At 55.1% G+C, this 16457-nt stretch carries 9 protein-coding genes and 1 pseudogene; 6 read left to right on the forward strand and 4 right to left on the reverse strand.

Features of this window, described 5'->3' with window-relative positions; translation table 11 throughout:
- Window positions 1-253: 253 nt before the first annotated feature.
- Window positions 254-1789 (reverse strand): SpoVR family protein, encoded by a 1536-nt coding sequence (locus UC14_RS25285; RefSeq protein ID WP_013575336.1) that lies wholly within the window; start codon window positions 1787-1789, stop codon window positions 254-256.
- A 254-nt stretch (window positions 1790-2043) separates the two neighbouring features.
- Window positions 2044-2874: an alpha/beta fold hydrolase gene (locus UC14_RS25290; protein WP_013575337.1), complete on the reverse strand. Its 831-nt coding sequence runs from the start codon at window positions 2872-2874 to the stop codon at window positions 2044-2046.
- A gap of 240 nt (window positions 2875-3114) precedes the next feature.
- Here UC14_RS25290 and ydfZ point away from each other — a divergent pair, with 240 nt between their 5' ends.
- The 3 genes from ydfZ to dadX all read left to right on the forward strand — a co-directional run bounded on the left by ydfZ (window position 3115) and on the right by dadX (window position 6261).
- Complete coding sequence (gene ydfZ, locus UC14_RS25295; protein WP_013575338.1) at window positions 3115-3333, forward strand: putative selenium delivery protein YdfZ; 219 nt, start codon at window positions 3115-3117, stop codon at window positions 3331-3333.
- A gap of 480 nt (window positions 3334-3813) precedes the next feature.
- Window positions 3814-5115, forward strand: a complete 1302-nt coding sequence (locus UC14_RS25300; protein WP_112151907.1) for a D-amino acid dehydrogenase — start codon at window positions 3814-3816, stop codon at window positions 5113-5115.
- Between the two features lie 72 nt (window positions 5116-5187).
- Window positions 5188-6261, forward strand: coding sequence for a catabolic alanine racemase DadX (gene dadX / locus UC14_RS25305; RefSeq protein ID WP_112198670.1), 1074 nt, complete (start codon window positions 5188-5190; stop codon window positions 6259-6261).
- Window positions 6262-6269: 8 nt separating this feature from the next.
- On the opposite strand, the gene UC14_RS25310 is transcribed toward dadX, so the two are convergent.
- The gene (locus UC14_RS25310) at window positions 6270-7466 is read right to left on the reverse strand and encodes a multidrug effflux MFS transporter (RefSeq protein ID WP_037034912.1); all 1197 of its coding nucleotides are present in this window, start codon (window positions 7464-7466) and stop codon (window positions 6270-6272) included.
- A 150-nt stretch (window positions 7467-7616) separates the two neighbouring features.
- The gene (gene nadE / locus UC14_RS25315) at window positions 7617-8447 is read right to left on the reverse strand and encodes an ammonia-dependent NAD(+) synthetase (RefSeq protein ID WP_112198671.1); all 831 of its coding nucleotides are present in this window, start codon (window positions 8445-8447) and stop codon (window positions 7617-7619) included.
- 466 nt (window positions 8448-8913) lie between these two features.
- Here nadE and UC14_RS25320 point away from each other — a divergent pair, with 466 nt between their 5' ends.
- The 3 genes and pseudogenes from UC14_RS25320 to UC14_RS25330 form a co-directional block, all read left to right on the forward strand.
- Window positions 8914-9678, forward strand: coding sequence for a YdiY family protein (locus tag UC14_RS25320; RefSeq protein ID WP_013575345.1), 765 nt, complete (start codon window positions 8914-8916; stop codon window positions 9676-9678).
- Window positions 9679-10189: 511 nt separating this feature from the next.
- Window positions 10190-11813: pseudogene (locus UC14_RS25325) on the forward strand (ShlB/FhaC/HecB family hemolysin secretion/activation protein).
- 36 nt (window positions 11814-11849) lie between these two features.
- Window positions 11850-16457: filamentous hemagglutinin N-terminal domain-containing protein (locus UC14_RS25330; RefSeq protein ID WP_157962159.1), on the forward strand; the 4608-nt coding region annotated here is incomplete at its 3' end.

Genomic DNA, 16457 nt, shown 5'->3' on the forward strand with positions numbered 1-16457 from the left:
TGCGTAGGGTGAACGGTGTCAGTGAGAGAAAAAGCTTGCTGAATGAGGTCAGGAGACAGGAGGTCAGCGAGGCTTTGAACTTCATCGGGGGCAGTAAGATTGATAATACCGAGAGCTTGTGAAAGTTCCATTTAAAAAGGGTCCATGATGAGCATGAACCCTTTTTACACGAGCCACCGGATCGGTCAACTGATCCTTAAACGATCGGCATTAGGCGCTTAGCGCCCTTTTTTAATGCCTGAAAATGGAAATTTTACAGCGGTGTCGGACGTGGCGGGCAACGTTCGAGTAACTCGACGCTGCCGTCTTCATTGAGTTGCTCGATAAAGACATCGAAGCCCCACAGGCGGTGGACGTGTTTCATCACTTCACGGCGGCTTTTATCAAGCGGTGCCCGGTCCTGCGGAATGTAGCGTAATGTCAGCGAGCGGTCTCCGCGCAAATCCACATTCCAGACCTGAATATTCGGTTCGTGATTACTCAGATTATACTGCGCCGACAACTCCTGACGAATTGCACGGTAGCCCTCCTCATTGTGGATCGCGGCGATTTCCAGATAATTATTGTGATCGTCATCGAGCACCGTAAACAGACGGAAATCACGCATCACTTTCGGTGACAGGAACTGGCTGATGAAGCTCTCGTCTTTAAAGTCACGCATCGCAAAATGCAGCGTGTCGAGCCAGTCTGAACCGGCGATATCCGGGAACCAGTAACGGTCTTCCTCCGTCGGCTCCTGACAGATACGCTTGATATCCTGCATCATCGCGAAACCCAGAGCATACGGGTTGATACCACTGTAATACGGGCTGTTATAAGGCGGCTGATACACCACATTCGTGTGACTGTGCAGGAACTCCAGGATGAAACGGTCGGAGACTTTTCCTTCGTCATACAGATGATTCAGGATGGTGTAATGCCAGAATGTCGCCCAGCCTTCGTTCATGACCTGAGTTTGTTTCTGCGGATAAAAATACTGGCTGATTTTACGCACAATGCGCAAAATTTCTCTCTGCCAGGATTCCAGCAGAGGTGCATTTTTTTCCATAAAATACAACAGGTTTTCCTGCGGTTCCGGCGGGAAACGTCGCGCCTGTTCTGGTGCGTCTACACTGTCTTTGCGTGGCAGCGTTTTCCACAGAGAATTCACCTGACTTTGCAGGTATTCCTCACGGCTTTTTTGCCGCGCCAGTTCTTCCTGCAGGGAGATTTTTTGCGGACGTTTATAGCGGTCAACGCCGTAATTCATCAGCGCGTGACAGGAATCCAGCAACCGTTCAACTTCATCGACACCATAGCGTTCCTCGCATTCACTGATATAACGCTTGGCGAACAGCAGGTAATCGACGATGGAACTGGCATCGGTCCAGCTTCTGAACAGATAGTTATTTTTGAAGAAAGAGTTATGCCCGTAGCAGGCATGGGCCATCACCAGCGCCTGCATGGTGATCGTATTTTCTTCCATCAGATAAGCGATACACGGGTTGGAGTTAATGACGATTTCGTACGCCAGACCTTGTTGTCCGTGCTTATACAGCTGTTCGGTTTCGATGAATTTCTTCCCGAACGACCAGTGAGTGTAATTGATCGGCATGCCAATGCTGGAATAGGCATCCATCATTTGTTCGGAAGTGATGATCTCGATTTGATGCGGATAAGTTTCAAGCCGGTAGGACTTCGCCACCCGGTCAATCTCTTCGAGATAGGTTTGCAATAACTCAAACGTCCAGTCCGGTCCATCGCTAAGACGTTTGTCCTCAGTTTTTTGCTTTTGGGTCACTGTCGTCATAAGCCGCACCCTCATTCAGTTATGGACGCTACAGAGTGTTTGATTCACAACCTTTTCTTAAGATTTCGCACGTCCATTGATAATCGTAGCTCAATCTGAGTGTGTCGTTAGATAAACACCATGAATCCATTCCTCAACAAATCTATATCCTTAAGGCCGGAGACTGTCAATCGGCGGGCAATAAAGAGCCCAAAGCCGCGTACAGTCTGGCTTTGGGCGAACAATATCAGGAGACAGGCGCAAACAGAGGGGGATTAACTGCGGATAAATTCTAACAAATCCTGATTTATCTGATTCTTGTGTGTGCTGCACAGACCATGAGATGCGCCCGCATAAACCTTACCTTTGCCATTTGGCAACAACTTAAGCGCAGCTTCGCTGGAGGAAGCGGGTGGCACAATCTGGTCATCATCACCGTAAATCACCAGCGTCGGGATCGTCATCTTCTTCAGGTCTTCGCGCTGATCGGTTTCAGAAAACGCTTTAACACAATCATAAAGTGCTTTTATTGAACCCTGCATACCCTGGAGCCAGAAACTTTGGCGTAAACCTTCTGACACCTCAGCACCGGGGCGGTTGAAACCATAAAATGCGTCGGGCAAGTCCAGGAAAAATTGGGAACGATCTTTCGTCACACCGCCACGGATACCATCGAAAACAGAAAGCGGTAATCCTCCGGGATTGAAATCTGTTTTGATCATAATCGGTGGCACTGCACCAATTAATACCGCTTTTGCCACCCGCGAGGTGCCGTGCCTGCCAATATAACGGGCAACTTCGCCGCCGCCGGTAGAGTGCCCGACGTGTATCGCGTCTTTGAGATCCAGATAAGCCGTCAGTTCGGCCATGTCATCTCCGTACTGGTCCATATTATTGCCTTCCCATGACTGAGAAGAACGCCCGTGTCCGCGGCGGTCGTGGGCAATAACGCGATAACCATGTTCTGCCAGAAACAGCATCTGATCTTCAAAAGCATCCGACGACAGGGGCCAGCCGTGACTAAAAACCACCGGCTGTCCGCTGCCCCAATCCTTATAAAAAAGTTGTGTACCATCTTTAAGCTTCAGAAAGTTTGAGTTATTCACAATCGACTCCTTATTGCTGAAAATTGCTGAAATGAACGGTGCAAAACAGAAACCGATTGAAGTGTAGGTCAGTAATTGCGTCGTTGCGATATGAGTCACATTTTTAAAATGGCAACGTGGCGGGACAGGGTATGAAATTTAACCTGATACTTAGCAGGGTTTATATATTGAAACTTAATTTTTACGGGTATAGCATTAACCCGCTATTGTTTGTTATTGATGCTTTAGGAGGTCAAGAAAATGGTAAATACCTTTACTTATGATAGATATAGAAATCGTATCGGCCAGGGCGTTCGTGTAATGGATGCCGAAACGGGCGTTACCGGCAAAATTACCGCGTTCAGGGTGAAATCGAGTTCACCGGAAGAAATTCGCCGCGAAAGTTGTGTGCAACTGGAAGGGCAGACGGGCCTGTTTAAACCTGTCTCTCTGATGAGACTGGAAACGACGTCTGCCTGATTTTTTCTGTTACGCCGGTAAATTCCCGCAATATAAGGCCACTATGAATAGTGGCCTTAATGTTTTACGCAGCCACTTCGGCTTTGCCTCGTTTTATAAATCCCCGTTCAACCTGAACGTCAATTCTCCGCGCAGCGTGAGGGAATATCACATGCCTGTTTTTTTGTGGTGTTTTATTCCGACAATTGGCTTGTATACAAGAATAAAAACCTGCAGCAAAACTGCCCCTGATGCGTCGGGAGTCTTGTGACATCAATGCAATCAATGCTGTCATTACGCCATAAATTTCTTGCCGCATGGCCGGAATGTTGCGGAATATCGTTATTTATTTCTGGCTATTGAAATAAATGCTGTCATGAACGATAAATAAATGTGAAAGACCTCACGGTTGTGAGTGCCTGTGTTGGTGATTTTTCTCAGTCAGGTTAATTTCCTGTCATCAGAATATTATGCTTTGTTTTGTTGTGGAGTGGAGTCGATATGCGTGTGGTGATTTTAGGCAGTGGTGTGGTCGGTGTCGCCAGTGCATGGTATCTGGCTAAAGCGGGTCATCAGGTGACGGTTATTGACCGCCAGTCCGGCCCGGCAGAAGAAACCAGTGCGGGTAATGCAGGACAGATCTCACCGGGCTATGCTGCGCCGTGGGCGGCTCCGGGGGTTCCGGTCAAAGCCGTCAAATGGATGTTCCAGAAGCACGCGCCTCTGGCGATTCGCCTCGACGGAACACAGTTCCAGCTTAAATGGATGTGGCAAATGCTGCGTAACTGCAACATGGACCACTATCAGACCAACAAAAGCCGCATGGTGCGTCTGGCGGAATACAGCCGTGACTGCATGAAAGCGTTACGCGAAGATACCGGCATTCAGTACGAGGGTCGGCAGGGTGGCACGTTGCAGCTTTTCCGCACCGCGCAGCAGTTTGAAAGCGCAGCCAAAGATATTGCGGTGCTGGAAGACGCCGGTGTGCCGTATCAGTTGCTCGAATCCAGCCAGCTGGCGACTGCAGAACCGGCGCTGGCTCAGGTTGCGCACAAACTGACCGGCGGCCTGCGTTTACCCAATGATGAAACCGGCGACTGCCAGATGTTTACCCGCAAGCTGGCAGACATGGCGCGTCAGGCGGGAGTTATCTTCGAATTTAACCGCACGGTGGATAAGCTGCATATTGAAAATGGCGAAATCACTGGCGTGCAGTGTGGCAATGAGATCGTCAAGGCGGATGCATACGTGGTGGCATTCGGATCGTATTCCACCGCGTTGCTGCGTGATCTGGTCTCTATTCCGGTTTATCCGCTGAAAGGCTATTCCCTGACGATTCCGATTACTGATCCGGCTTCTGCGCCGGTGTCTACCGTACTGGATGAAACCTATAAAATTGCTATCACCCGTTTTGATGACCGCATCCGCGTCGGCGGTATGGCGGAGATTGTCGGCTTCAACCTGAAGCTGGCGCAGGCGCGCCGCGAAACGCTGGAGATGGTGGTCAAAGATCTCTATCCGAACGGCGGCAACGTCGAACAGGCCACGTTCTGGACGGGGTTGCGTCCGATGACGCCGGATGGCACGCCGATTGTCGGGCGTACGCGCATTAAGAATTTGTATCTCAATACCGGCCACGGCACGCTGGGCTGGACGATGGCCTGCGGCTCCGGGCAGTTGCTCTCGGACATTATGTCCGGCGTGACGCCTGCGATCCCATCCGATGATCTCTCGGTTGAGCGTTACAGCCCGGATTTCATTGCCCGTCCGGCTGGCCCGCACAAAATGCATCCGGTAGGCTGAACCTGCTGTAATCCGATCCCATGCGGGGTTTGATACCGCATGGTTTTTACTTTGCTTATTGCCGGAGCTGGTATGCCTCGCCCGATTTCAGCCACATTGTCTCAGTCTGCGTTAACTCAAAACCTGAACATCATTCGCGGTTTTGCCGCCAACAGTAAAGTCTGGACGGTGGTGAAAGCCAACGGCTACGGCCACGGTATATCCCGTATCTGGCGCAGTTTATCCGCCACTGACGGTTTCGCTTTACTCGATTTCAATGAGGCGATTTTACTGCGTGAGTCCGGCTGGCAGGGACCGATATTACTGCTTGAAGGTTTTTTTACCGCAGAGGATCTGGCTATTGTTGATCAATATCGCCTGACCACGGCCGTACACAGCGAATGGCAGATAAAAGCCCTTGCGCAGGCCAGCATCAGCCTGCCGGTCAGTATCTACCTGAAAGTAAACAGTGGCATGAACCGCCTGGGTTTTGCGCCTGAGCGCGCCGGTGCTGTCTGGCAGCAGTTACGCGAGCTGAAGCAGGTGGGGGAAATCACGCTGATGAGCCATTTCGCCACCGCTGACAGTGTGGAAGGTGTCGATGCGCAGATGAGTGTGATTAACCTCGCCGGGCAAAACATTCGCGGCCCGCGATGTCTGGCCAATTCCGCTGCGACGCTGTGGCATCCGCATACACATCATGACTGGATCCGTCCGGGAATTATTATCTATGGCGCGTCGCCAAGCGGTGAGTGGAAAGATATTGCGCATACCGGTCTGCAACCGGTCATGACGCTTAAAAGCGAGCTGATTGCCGTACAGGAACTTAACGCCGGTGCGCGCGTGGGTTACGGCGGGCGTTACAGTGTAACTCGTCCTCAGCGTATCGGCGTGGTGGCCTGTGGCTATGCGGACGGATATCCGCGCCATGCGCCTTCCGGTACACCGGTTTGGGTAGACGGTGTGCGAACGACGACGACGGGCACGGTTTCAATGGATATGCTGGCTGTGGATTTAACGCCATGCCCGCAGGCGCAGATGGGTGCGCCGGTTGAGTTGTGGGGGAATAATTTACCGGTGGATGACGTGGCAACAGCGGCCGGTACGCTGGGTTACGAACTGCTGAGTGCGCTGGCACCCCGCGTACCGGTGTCGACAATCGGTTAAAAAACGTATTACTGTCCCAGGCGGGTCAGCTGACCCGTCGATTTTTTGCTGGCGCGTCGAGCCAGCATCGCCAGACATCCCCCTGCCAGCATCACCAGCGACAGACTCAGCTTAGGCTGCAACGGTAATGCCATCGCGATAAAACCAAGTAGTGCACCGCCCGCCATTTGCACCGAACCTGCCAGTGCCGAAGCCACGCCTGCTTCACCGGAGAACGGTTCCAGCGCATAACTGGTGGCCGGGCCCATCAGGAAAGCCAGACCGGCACAGGCGCTGGCGACTGGCACCATATACAGCCAGGTTGCTGTTTGTTCCGCAGGCGGAACCAGCGTGATCCCAGCGATTAGCCCGAGACAGCCAATAAACATCAGGATGCCGCCTGTTTTCAGACATACCGGACGCCCCACTTTGCGGATAATCCGGTTGGCGATAAAGCTCATCCCCATGATCCAGAATCCGTTTGCGCCGAATACCAGTGAAAACTGCAGTGGCGTCAGCCCGGCAGTGTTCATCAAAACGGTCGGCGCCAGCGAGACATAGGTCAGCGCCATACCCATTGCACCTGCATTCACCAGAGCAAAAGTAATGAAGCGCGCATTGAATAAAATGCGGGCGTACTGACGGAATGGCAGGCCGGTGTTGGTCTGCGTATCAGCAGGGCGAGTCTCAGGCAGTTTGAATATAACCAGCAGTAAGACAGCCAGTGTATAACCGGTTAATGCCCAGAACGGCGCACGCCAGCCATAATATTGCGCGATCAGGCCGCCGATCAGCGGTGCCAGTGCCGGAATGATATTCAGCGTGCCATTGAGGAAACCATACGCACGGGCGGCATCGTTGCCACTCATCCGGTCGCGTACGCCGCTGAAAATCACCACGGAAGTGCAGCACACTGCCAGTCCCTGAATGACGCGGGATAATAAAAACATCCACGGTGTTACGGAGGTCGCAGCAACTATCGCCCCTGCCAGATACACCATGACGCCGATAATGGCGATCGGGCGACGACCAAATTTATCCACCAGCGGACCGGCCACCAGTTGTCCCAGCCCCATCACCAGAATAAATAAGGAAATCGAGGACTGAATGACCGCCTCGGTGCTCTGTAAACCGAGCGCGATGGCGGGAATGGCGGGCAGGTACAAATCAATACCTAAAGGGCCAAGCAGCACCATGCTCAGCAGCAGGAAAAGGAATTTTTGCATTGAAAACATCACTGTCAGTCATCCGAAAGGACGCTAAGGGTAATGATTTCGTTAATGAATGGAAAGAAGCTTGTGATAATCAGAGCGGCGGGCGCTGTGAATAAAAACGGACACCCGCAGGTGCCCGTGATCTAAGCGGTGACGAAAGACTTATTTTTTCTTCCAAAAATCATCAAACACCGTGACCGGCGGCTGACGTTTATGTTCAGTGCGCAGGTACCAGCCCTCAATGACGGTGGCATATTTATCGTCGATCTTCTTGCCTTCCAGATAGTCGTCGATCAGTTCGTAAGTCACGCCGAGCGCAGCTTCATCTGGCAAGGCAGGGCGGTTATCTTCAAGGTCAGCGGTCGGGGCTTTCGTATAGAGATGTTCCGGGCAACCCAATTCTTTGAGCAGGGCTTTTCCCTGACGCTTGTTCAGACGGAAAATCGGGTTAATGTCCGTGCCGCCATCACCGTATTTAGTGAAGAAACCGGTCACGGCTTCGGCAGCATGATCAGTCCCGACCACCACGCCTTTTTTCATCCCGGCGATGCTGTACTGCGCTTTCATGCGTTCGCGGGCCTTTTCGTTGCCTTTAATGAAATCGCTCAGTTCGATACCGATTTCACGTAAGGTCGCTTCGCTTGCCAGGACGGCATTCTTGATATTAACGGTCAGAACCTGATCTGGCTGGATGAACGCAATGGCATCCTGGCAGTCCGATTCATCAGCTTGCACGCCATATGGCAAGCGCACCGCAATGAACTGGTAAGCGCTATCATTTGTTTGTGCGCGTAATTCGCTAATTGCTGTTTGGCAAAGTTTGCCGGTAAGAGTAGAATCTTGCCCGCCGCTGATACCCAGAACCAGTGTCTTGATGAACGGGTGGGCCAGCAGATAACTTTTGAGAAAATCGACGCTGACACGAACTTCCTGTGCGGCATCGATGTGGGGTTTGACGTGCAGAGCCTGAATAATCTCTTGTTGTAAAGCCATGACCACTCCTCCTGAAGGCTGCCTTCGAGGAACCCGAGGCAAAAATAAGACGTTATCAGGACAAAACTACCCCGCATCGCTCAAAAGGACAAGATTCAGCGACGAGTTAGGCGGAAATCTGTACGCTGCCGGCTCGCAATATTTCGAACCAAAGTGGCGGGAGACGTAAAGTGTGGCGCGTAATGAACCATTTCCATTCCTCATTGAAATAAGAAATCAATGCAAGAAAGGGTAATGATTTTGTATGTTTCTATTGCCGGAAATATATGTCACTCGGAACTATCCAAAAAAGCCGCTTTATTAAGATATTCCGGGCTGAGTGCGTTATATTTGTTGCGGTAGAAATATTTGTATGCATATGCCATCGAAATGGAGTTGCCAGGCTTGATTAACGGATCCTAATTAATGGCATAAATCGTGTGGTTCCAGTCTCGTTATTTGCCTTAAGTCTTATTGGGGAAACAAAATGTTTTTTCGGGTTGTACGTCGTTTACCAGCTTGTGCCGTAGTCTGCGGTGCAGCGCTGTTCAGTATTTCAAGCCTTGCAGACACCACCATCTTCACCGCGTTAGATGATCCGGCTCAGGCGAAAAAGCCGTTCGAGGGCAATATTCAGGCGGGTTACAGTGCGCAAACCGGTAACACCAGCAACTCCACGCTGAATGCTGATACCACCATGACCTGGTTTGATACCAACACGGCTAACAGCCTGTGGGGTTCTGCGCGTAACACCTCTTCTTCCGGTGTGCGTTCATCCGAGAAGTATCAGGCCGGTGCCCGTACGCGTTATAACCTTGACAACGCGAACTATATTTTCGGTCAGGGGAGCTGGCTGAGCGACCGTTATAACGGTTACCGTTCGCGGACTGTAGGCGCTGTCGGTTATGGTCGTCAGATCTGGAGCGGCCCGGTTCATACGCTGAACCTGGAAGCAGGTCCTGGTGTTCGTCATGATGAATTCGAACAGGGCGGTAACACCACCCGTGCGCTGGCTTACGCTTCAGGCACTTACGGTTACCAGATCAGCGACACTGCGCGCTTCACGCAGGGTGTTTCTGTATTAGCGAACGACGAAACTACGCTGAACTCAGAAACCGCGCTGACCGTTGCGATCAACTCCCACTTCTCGTTGAAAGTGGCGTATGACGTAACCTATAACACCAAACCACCAGCCAGTGCGCCGGATAAAACCGACACCGTGACGTCTGTAAACCTGGTGTACGGTCTGTAATTTCCCCCGGGGAATTATGCAGAAAAGCCAGAGGAGAAATCCTCTGGCTTTTTTTATGGGTTATTTTTGCCAGCATCTTGCACTGAATTTTAAATAAGCGGATGGCTATTAAGCCTCCCGATTATATTCCCTGTATCCTGCTTGTAAGCCACAAGAAAATATCCCTGAAAGCCACAAACGGCGCAGGCAGGGGTAACCGGATGAATACCCCTATAAACCATGATTTCTTATGTTTCGCGCTATGCTTCTTGCAGAATTTTTTTTTATAAACTTAAAAAAAACCTAAAGTAAGTCTTATTCCTGCCGATAGAAACCGAATGTTTAATCTTAAATCAATGCCATAGCCACTTCTGATGCTGTGTTTTTGAGGCGTACAGGCAAGCGGTTCTGGCCATAGAAAACACCGGATATGGAAATCATAAGCTTTCTTACACCATTAGCCCGCACTGTTTCGGCGTGCGCGTGTCTTTCCCTGCGGTGGCGAGTTTCCTGCCTGCTGGTACTTACCGGAATGTTTTCCCTCACCGCGCAGGCCGCGCCGCTCAGCCCCGCTGACCGCGACAGTATCGAACAGCAGCAGCGGCAACTTCTGCAGCAGAACCAGCAGCAGCGTCAGGAACTGGAGCGCAGCACGTCAGTCGCCCCCCGCGCCGCAAACCCCAGCGCAACCCGCCGGCCCGTGCTTTGATATTCACGACATTACCCTCAGCGGCGCAGACCATATGCCCGCGCGAATACAGCAAAAACTGACCCAACCCTATCTGCAACAGTGCCTCGGCATTGGCCAGATTAATGCCCTGGTGAAACAGGTCTCTGACTGGTATATCGGCCAGGGCTATATCACCAGCCGCGCGTTTCTCACCGAACAGGATTTGTCTTCCGGCACGCTCAGCCTGACGGTGATGGAAGGCAAACTCGAAGCCATCAAAATGGAAAATCAACGCGGCGCAATGCTGGCGATGGCGTTTCCGGGGCTGACCGGCAACATCCTTAACCTGCGCGATATCGAACAGGGGATGGAGCAGATTAACCGGCTGCGCAAAACGCCGGTGCAGATTGAAATCCAGCCCGGCAGCCAGCCGGGATACTCCATCGTCAACCTCACCTCAAAGCCTGAGTTTCCCCTGCAGGCCAGCGCCGGTTTTGATAACTCAGGGCAGAAAAGCACCGGCACCGGACAGGTCAGCGGCTCGCTGACCGGCAATAACCTGCTCGGGCTGGCGGATCAGTGGTTTGTCAGTGCGTCACGCAGCGGCGACGGCGCAAGCGACCACGACGCAAAAAGCGTGCAGGCGGGCGTTAATCTGCCTTATGGCTACTGGCTGTTCGATTACAACTACAGCTACAGCGACTACCTGAGCACCATTGAATCGCAGGGCTATCTGTGGCGCTCCACCGGCGACAGCCAGGCGCACCGCTTCACGCTTTCCCGCGTACTGTTTCGCAACGGCGACATGAAAACCGCCGCCAGCCTTGGGCTGACGCACCGCCTCAACCGAAATTATCTCAACGATGCCCCGCTGGAAAGCAGCACCCGCAGCCTGACCAGCTGGACCGCAGGCATTAATCACAGCCAGAAACTCTGGGGCGGATACGCCACGCTCAACCCGGCGTTCAGCCGTGGCGTGCCGTGGTTTGGCGGCGAAAGCGATGAAGATAAAAATCCGGATGCCCCGCGTGCGGAGTTCTCTAAATGGACGCTGTCCACCAGCTATTACCGGCCTGTCACGCAACGCATTACCTGGCTGACCAGCGCCTACGGCCAGTGGGGCGATGACCGTCTTTACGGCAGCGAACGCCTGACGATTGGCGGCGAAAGCTCGGTGCGGGGGTTCAAAGAGCAATACCTCTCCGGCGACAACGGCGGCTACTGGCGTAATGAGCTGGATACCCAACTGTTCGCCATGCCGGGGCTCGGACAAATCAGCAGCGTAACGGCCCTCGACGGCGGCTACCTGCAACGCAGCAATCACGACACCAATGCGTCCGGCACCTTATGGGGCGGGGCGGTGGGTTTATCGAGCAGTAACGCACATTTCTCCAGCCAGTTTACCGTCGGCTGGCCGCTGAGCTATCCGGACTCACTGGCACCGGATCGCGTCACGGTCTACTACCGCATCGGTTTTGCACTTTAGCGTTGTACCTCTGCATAAGAGAGAAGGAATTCGGCGATGAAATCGATCACAGAGCAACCGGTCGCGTTATGGCGTAAAGCGCTGGCCTACGGGCTGATGGGCTGGCTGGTCTGGCAACCGGTGATGCCTGCATTTGCGGCGGGTATCACGGTAGCCGAAGGCAACACCCGCACCGATCAGGCGGGTAACGGCGTGCCGGTGGTGAACATCGCCACCCCGAATCAGGCCGGGATTTCGCATAATAAATACAACGATTTCAACGTCGGCCAGCAGGGCCTCATTCTCAACAACGCCACCGGCAAACTGACCCAGACTCAGTTGGGCGGGCTGATACAGAACAACCCCAATCTTACGGCAGGTCAGGAAGCGAAGGGCATCATTAACGAAGTGGTGTCAGCGAACCCTTCACAGCTTAACGGCTACATGGAAGTCGCCGGTAAAGCCGCGAACGTCATGGTCGCCAACCCTTACGGCATCACCTGTAACGGCTGCGGCTTCCTCAACACCCCTAACGCCACGCTGACCACCGGCAGGCCGGTGCTGAATGCGGACGGCTCGCTGCAATCCCTCGAGGTCACGCAGGGCGCGATCACCGTTGAAGGTCAGGGGCTGGATGCCCGCACGAGCGACTCTTTTTCACTGATTTCCCGCGCCGCGCAGATTAACGCCGGGCTGTACGCCAGAGACCTTAACGTCACCCTGGGTGCCAACCGTGTCGATGCGCAGGGCAATGCCACGCCGATATCCGGCGCAGGCGTACCGGCGGTGGCGATTGACACCGGCGCACTCGGCGGCATGTACGCCAACCGCATTCATCTGGTTTCCAGCGACAAGGGCGTCGGGGTCAACCTCGGCAACCTGAACGCCTCGGTCGGCGATATGCAGATTGATGCCAGCGGCAGGCTGACGCTGAGTAATGCGACCACCACCGGCAAGCTGACGGCGAATGCGCAGGCCATCGCCCTTAACGGCACCCAGCAATCGGGCGGCGATATGGCGCTCAACAGCCAGGGGCAACTGGCCGTTCAGGGGAGCCAGGTGACCAGCGGCGGCAATATGACCCTGGCCGCTGACCAGCTCAATTCAGGTAATACCGCGCAGGTGTCTGCGGCAGGCAATATTCATGCTACTGCCGGTAATGGCAGCCAGTGGCAGGGCATGCTGACGGCGGGGAAAGATCTCCAACTGAACGCCGGATATCTCACCAATAACGGACTGATCGCCGCAAACGGAAACGCCCGTATCACCACGCAGCGGCTGACCAATACCGGCACGCTGCAGGCACAGGGGACGCAAGATCTTCAGGCGACAACGCTGGATAACAGCGGGGTGGTACAGGCCAGCGGTGCCCTGACCCTTACTGCCGGAGAGACTCAGCTTGGCGGATTGTTATCGAGCGACAATCAACTGACCGGGCGTTTCGGGCAACTTTCCACCCTCGCAGGGTCGCAGATTCAGTCCGGTACCGATACGGATATCGGCGTGCAGAACAGTGCGATGTTCGGCGGGAACGTCCGCGCCGGACAAAACCTGCGGCTCAGCAGCGGCTCATTGAGTTCGGCCAGCAGCGCTAAGCTTTACGCTGTCGGGAATGTGCAGGCGGAGGCGGGTAATAACGGCGTGTGGGACGGCAGCCTGACGGCGGGCGGTAATCTGGGCGTCAGTGCGGGCGACATGACCAACAACGGCACGCTGGCCGCCAGCGGTAACACGCAACTTACCACGCAAAAACTGACCAACGGCGGCCTGATCCAGGCGCAGGGCACACAGACTCTGAACGCCACAGAGCTGGACAACAGCGGCAAAATGCAGTCCGGCAGCGAACAAGATATTACCGCCAGCACCCTCAGCAATCAGGGGCTGATCGGTTCGCAGCAGGGGCTGGGGTTGCAGGTTGCTGACCAGATGACCGTGGGTGAACAAGGCTCGCTGTTTGCCGGTGACCGGCTGAACATCGGCGGCGGTCAGATGATTGTCGACGGCACGCTGACCGGCAAAAATGGCCTGACGCTCAACAGCACTTCCCTGAACGCCGGGCAAAACTCGCTGATCACCAGCCTTGGCGATATTCAGTTTACTGCTGCGCAGCAGACACTTGGCGGCCAGTTGTCGACCTCCGGTAACGTGGGCCTGAACGCTACGGATCTGTCCGTCGGGGCGCAGGGGTCCGTTCACAGCGATAAAGATTTATCCCTGACGGCAACCGGCAGCGCCACGCTGGCCGGTGCGCTCGACGGCAACACGTTGCAAGCCGGTGGCGGCACATTGCAGGTGACCGGCACCGGTTCGCTGGCCTCCACGGGAGATATGCAGTTATCTGCCGCGCAGCAGCAGCTCGACGGCACCACCAGCGCGGGCAATACTCTTTCGATTAACGCTGACCAGCTTAATGCCGCACAGGGTGGTAAAACCTCGGCGCAAAATGACGTGCAGGCCACGGTTGCCAGCGGCGGGCAGTGGTCCGGCAGCCTGATTGCCGGGCGTGACCTGAACTTTACCGCACACGATTTCAGCAACGCCGGTACGCTGGCCGCCAACCGCAACGGTCAGTTCAGCTTCGGCACCCTGACCAATAACGGCCTGCTGCAGTCCCTCGGCACGCAGCAGCTTGACGGCGATACCTTCAATAACAACGGCACGGCGCAGTCCGGCGGTGACCAGACGCTGACCCTGAATCAGTTCAATAATCAGGGGCTGACCGGCACCCGCGGCGACTTAGCGCTGACCGCGGACGACGTGACCAACGGTGATGCGGCAACCTTACTGGCCGATGGTCAGCTGACACTCAACACCGCCCAGGCAGATCTGGGTGGCACGCTGACCGGTACGCAGGGTGCAACACTTAACGCCACCGCGCTGACCACCCGCGCCGGATCGGTACAGTCCAGCCAGGGCGATGTGAACCTCAGTGCGGATACCGCAAACTTAAAGGGTTTTCTCTCCGCCGACGGCAACGCGGCGCTGACCACGCAACAGCTCACTACCGGCAACGGCTCGCAGACGCAGGGCAAAAACGCGCTGGGGATCAGTGCGTCTGAAAAAGCCGATCTGGCCGGGAAACTGGTGACACCGGGCACGCTGACGGTTCAGGCCGGTACGCTGACCAGCGGCGCGGCGCTGGGTGCGGACAATGTGGATATCACGGCCACCTCGCTGACCAACAGCGGTGCCATCACCGCCGACGACGGCCTGCATATGAAAGCCGGTGCCTTGCAGCAGCAAGGCAGCCTGTCTGCGCAGAACCAGATGACGCTGGAAGGCCAGACGCTGGTCAATCAGGGCAATATCTCCGGCGGTAACGTCGGCGTGAATGCTACCGGCAGCCTGACCAATCAGGGCACCGGTGTGATATCGGCGGGTAACGGCCTGACCGTGACGGCACCGGTTGTGACCAACAACGGCCAGCTTCTGGCACAAACCGTCGGCGTGAATGCCACGGGTATCAGCAACAACGGGCTGATGCAGGGCAACGGCGGCGCCACGCTCACCGCCACTACCTTAACCAACGGCGCGCAGGGGCAGGTATTGTCCGGCGGCACGCTGGGTGTGCAGGCAGGCGATACGCAAAATCAGGGCAGGCTACAGGGCAGCCAGCTTAGTCTGACCGGCAACAGCCTGACCAACGGCGGCACGGCATTAGGCACGAATGGCCTGAACGCGCAGATGCAGGGTGACCTCAATAACGGCGGCAGCCTGCTCTCATCTGGCAACGTCACGGTGAACGCCGCCACGCTGGAAAACAGTGGCCAGTTGCTCAGCGATAAAACCGCCACGGTGACGGCTGACCACGTCAGCAACACAGGACAGATCCAGGGCGACACGCTGGCGCTTACGGCGAACAACGCGGACAACAGCGGCAACCTGATTGGCCTGAAGGGCCTGACGGCGCAGTTGCAGCAGGATTTAACCAACGCCACGTCCGGCAAGATGCTGACGCAGGGCGCACTCACCGTCACCGCCGCGCACGTCACCAACAACGGCAACTGGCAGGCCGACAGCGCCGATGTACACGCCGGTCAGTTAGATCTTAACGGCGCGATCCAGACCGCCTCGCGCGCGGAGCTTACTCTTACCGGTGCGCTCAACACGCAGGCGCAGGGCAAAATCATCTCAACCGGTCTGGCTATTTTGCAGGCGGCGAACCTGAATAATCAGGGGAACTGGTCGGCGGATAATCTCACCCTGACCGGCGGTGCGCTGACCAGCAGCGGCGGCATCAGCGGTGTCAGCGCGCTTGCGGCCACGCTCAGCGGGCAACTTCAGGTTCAGCAGGGCGGCACATTACTCAGCGGCGGCACCGCCACGCTGAACGCCGGGAATATTGCTAACAGCGGCACTCTTCAGGCCGGTAACCTGACGCTCACCACCAACAGTATTAGCAACACCGGGCAGTTACAGGGCCAGCAAAGCCTGCAGGGTACGGTACAAAACGGCATCACCAACCTGAGCGGCGGCACCGTACGCAGTCAGGGGACGTTAGATTTGGGCGCACAGACGCTGCTCAATCAGGGCCAGATGCAGGGCGACGGCGTCACTCATCTGACCCTCACCGGTAATCTCAACAACCAGGGCACCTTACTGACCGGCGGCAGGCTGACAGTGTCTGCACCGGTGCTGACCAACAGCGGCACGCTGCAGGCACAG

Origin of the sequence: Rahnella sp. NRRL B-41462, from assembly GCF_003263525.1 — a bacterium.
Lineage (GTDB): Bacteria > Pseudomonadota > Gammaproteobacteria > Enterobacterales > Enterobacteriaceae > Rahnella > Rahnella aceris.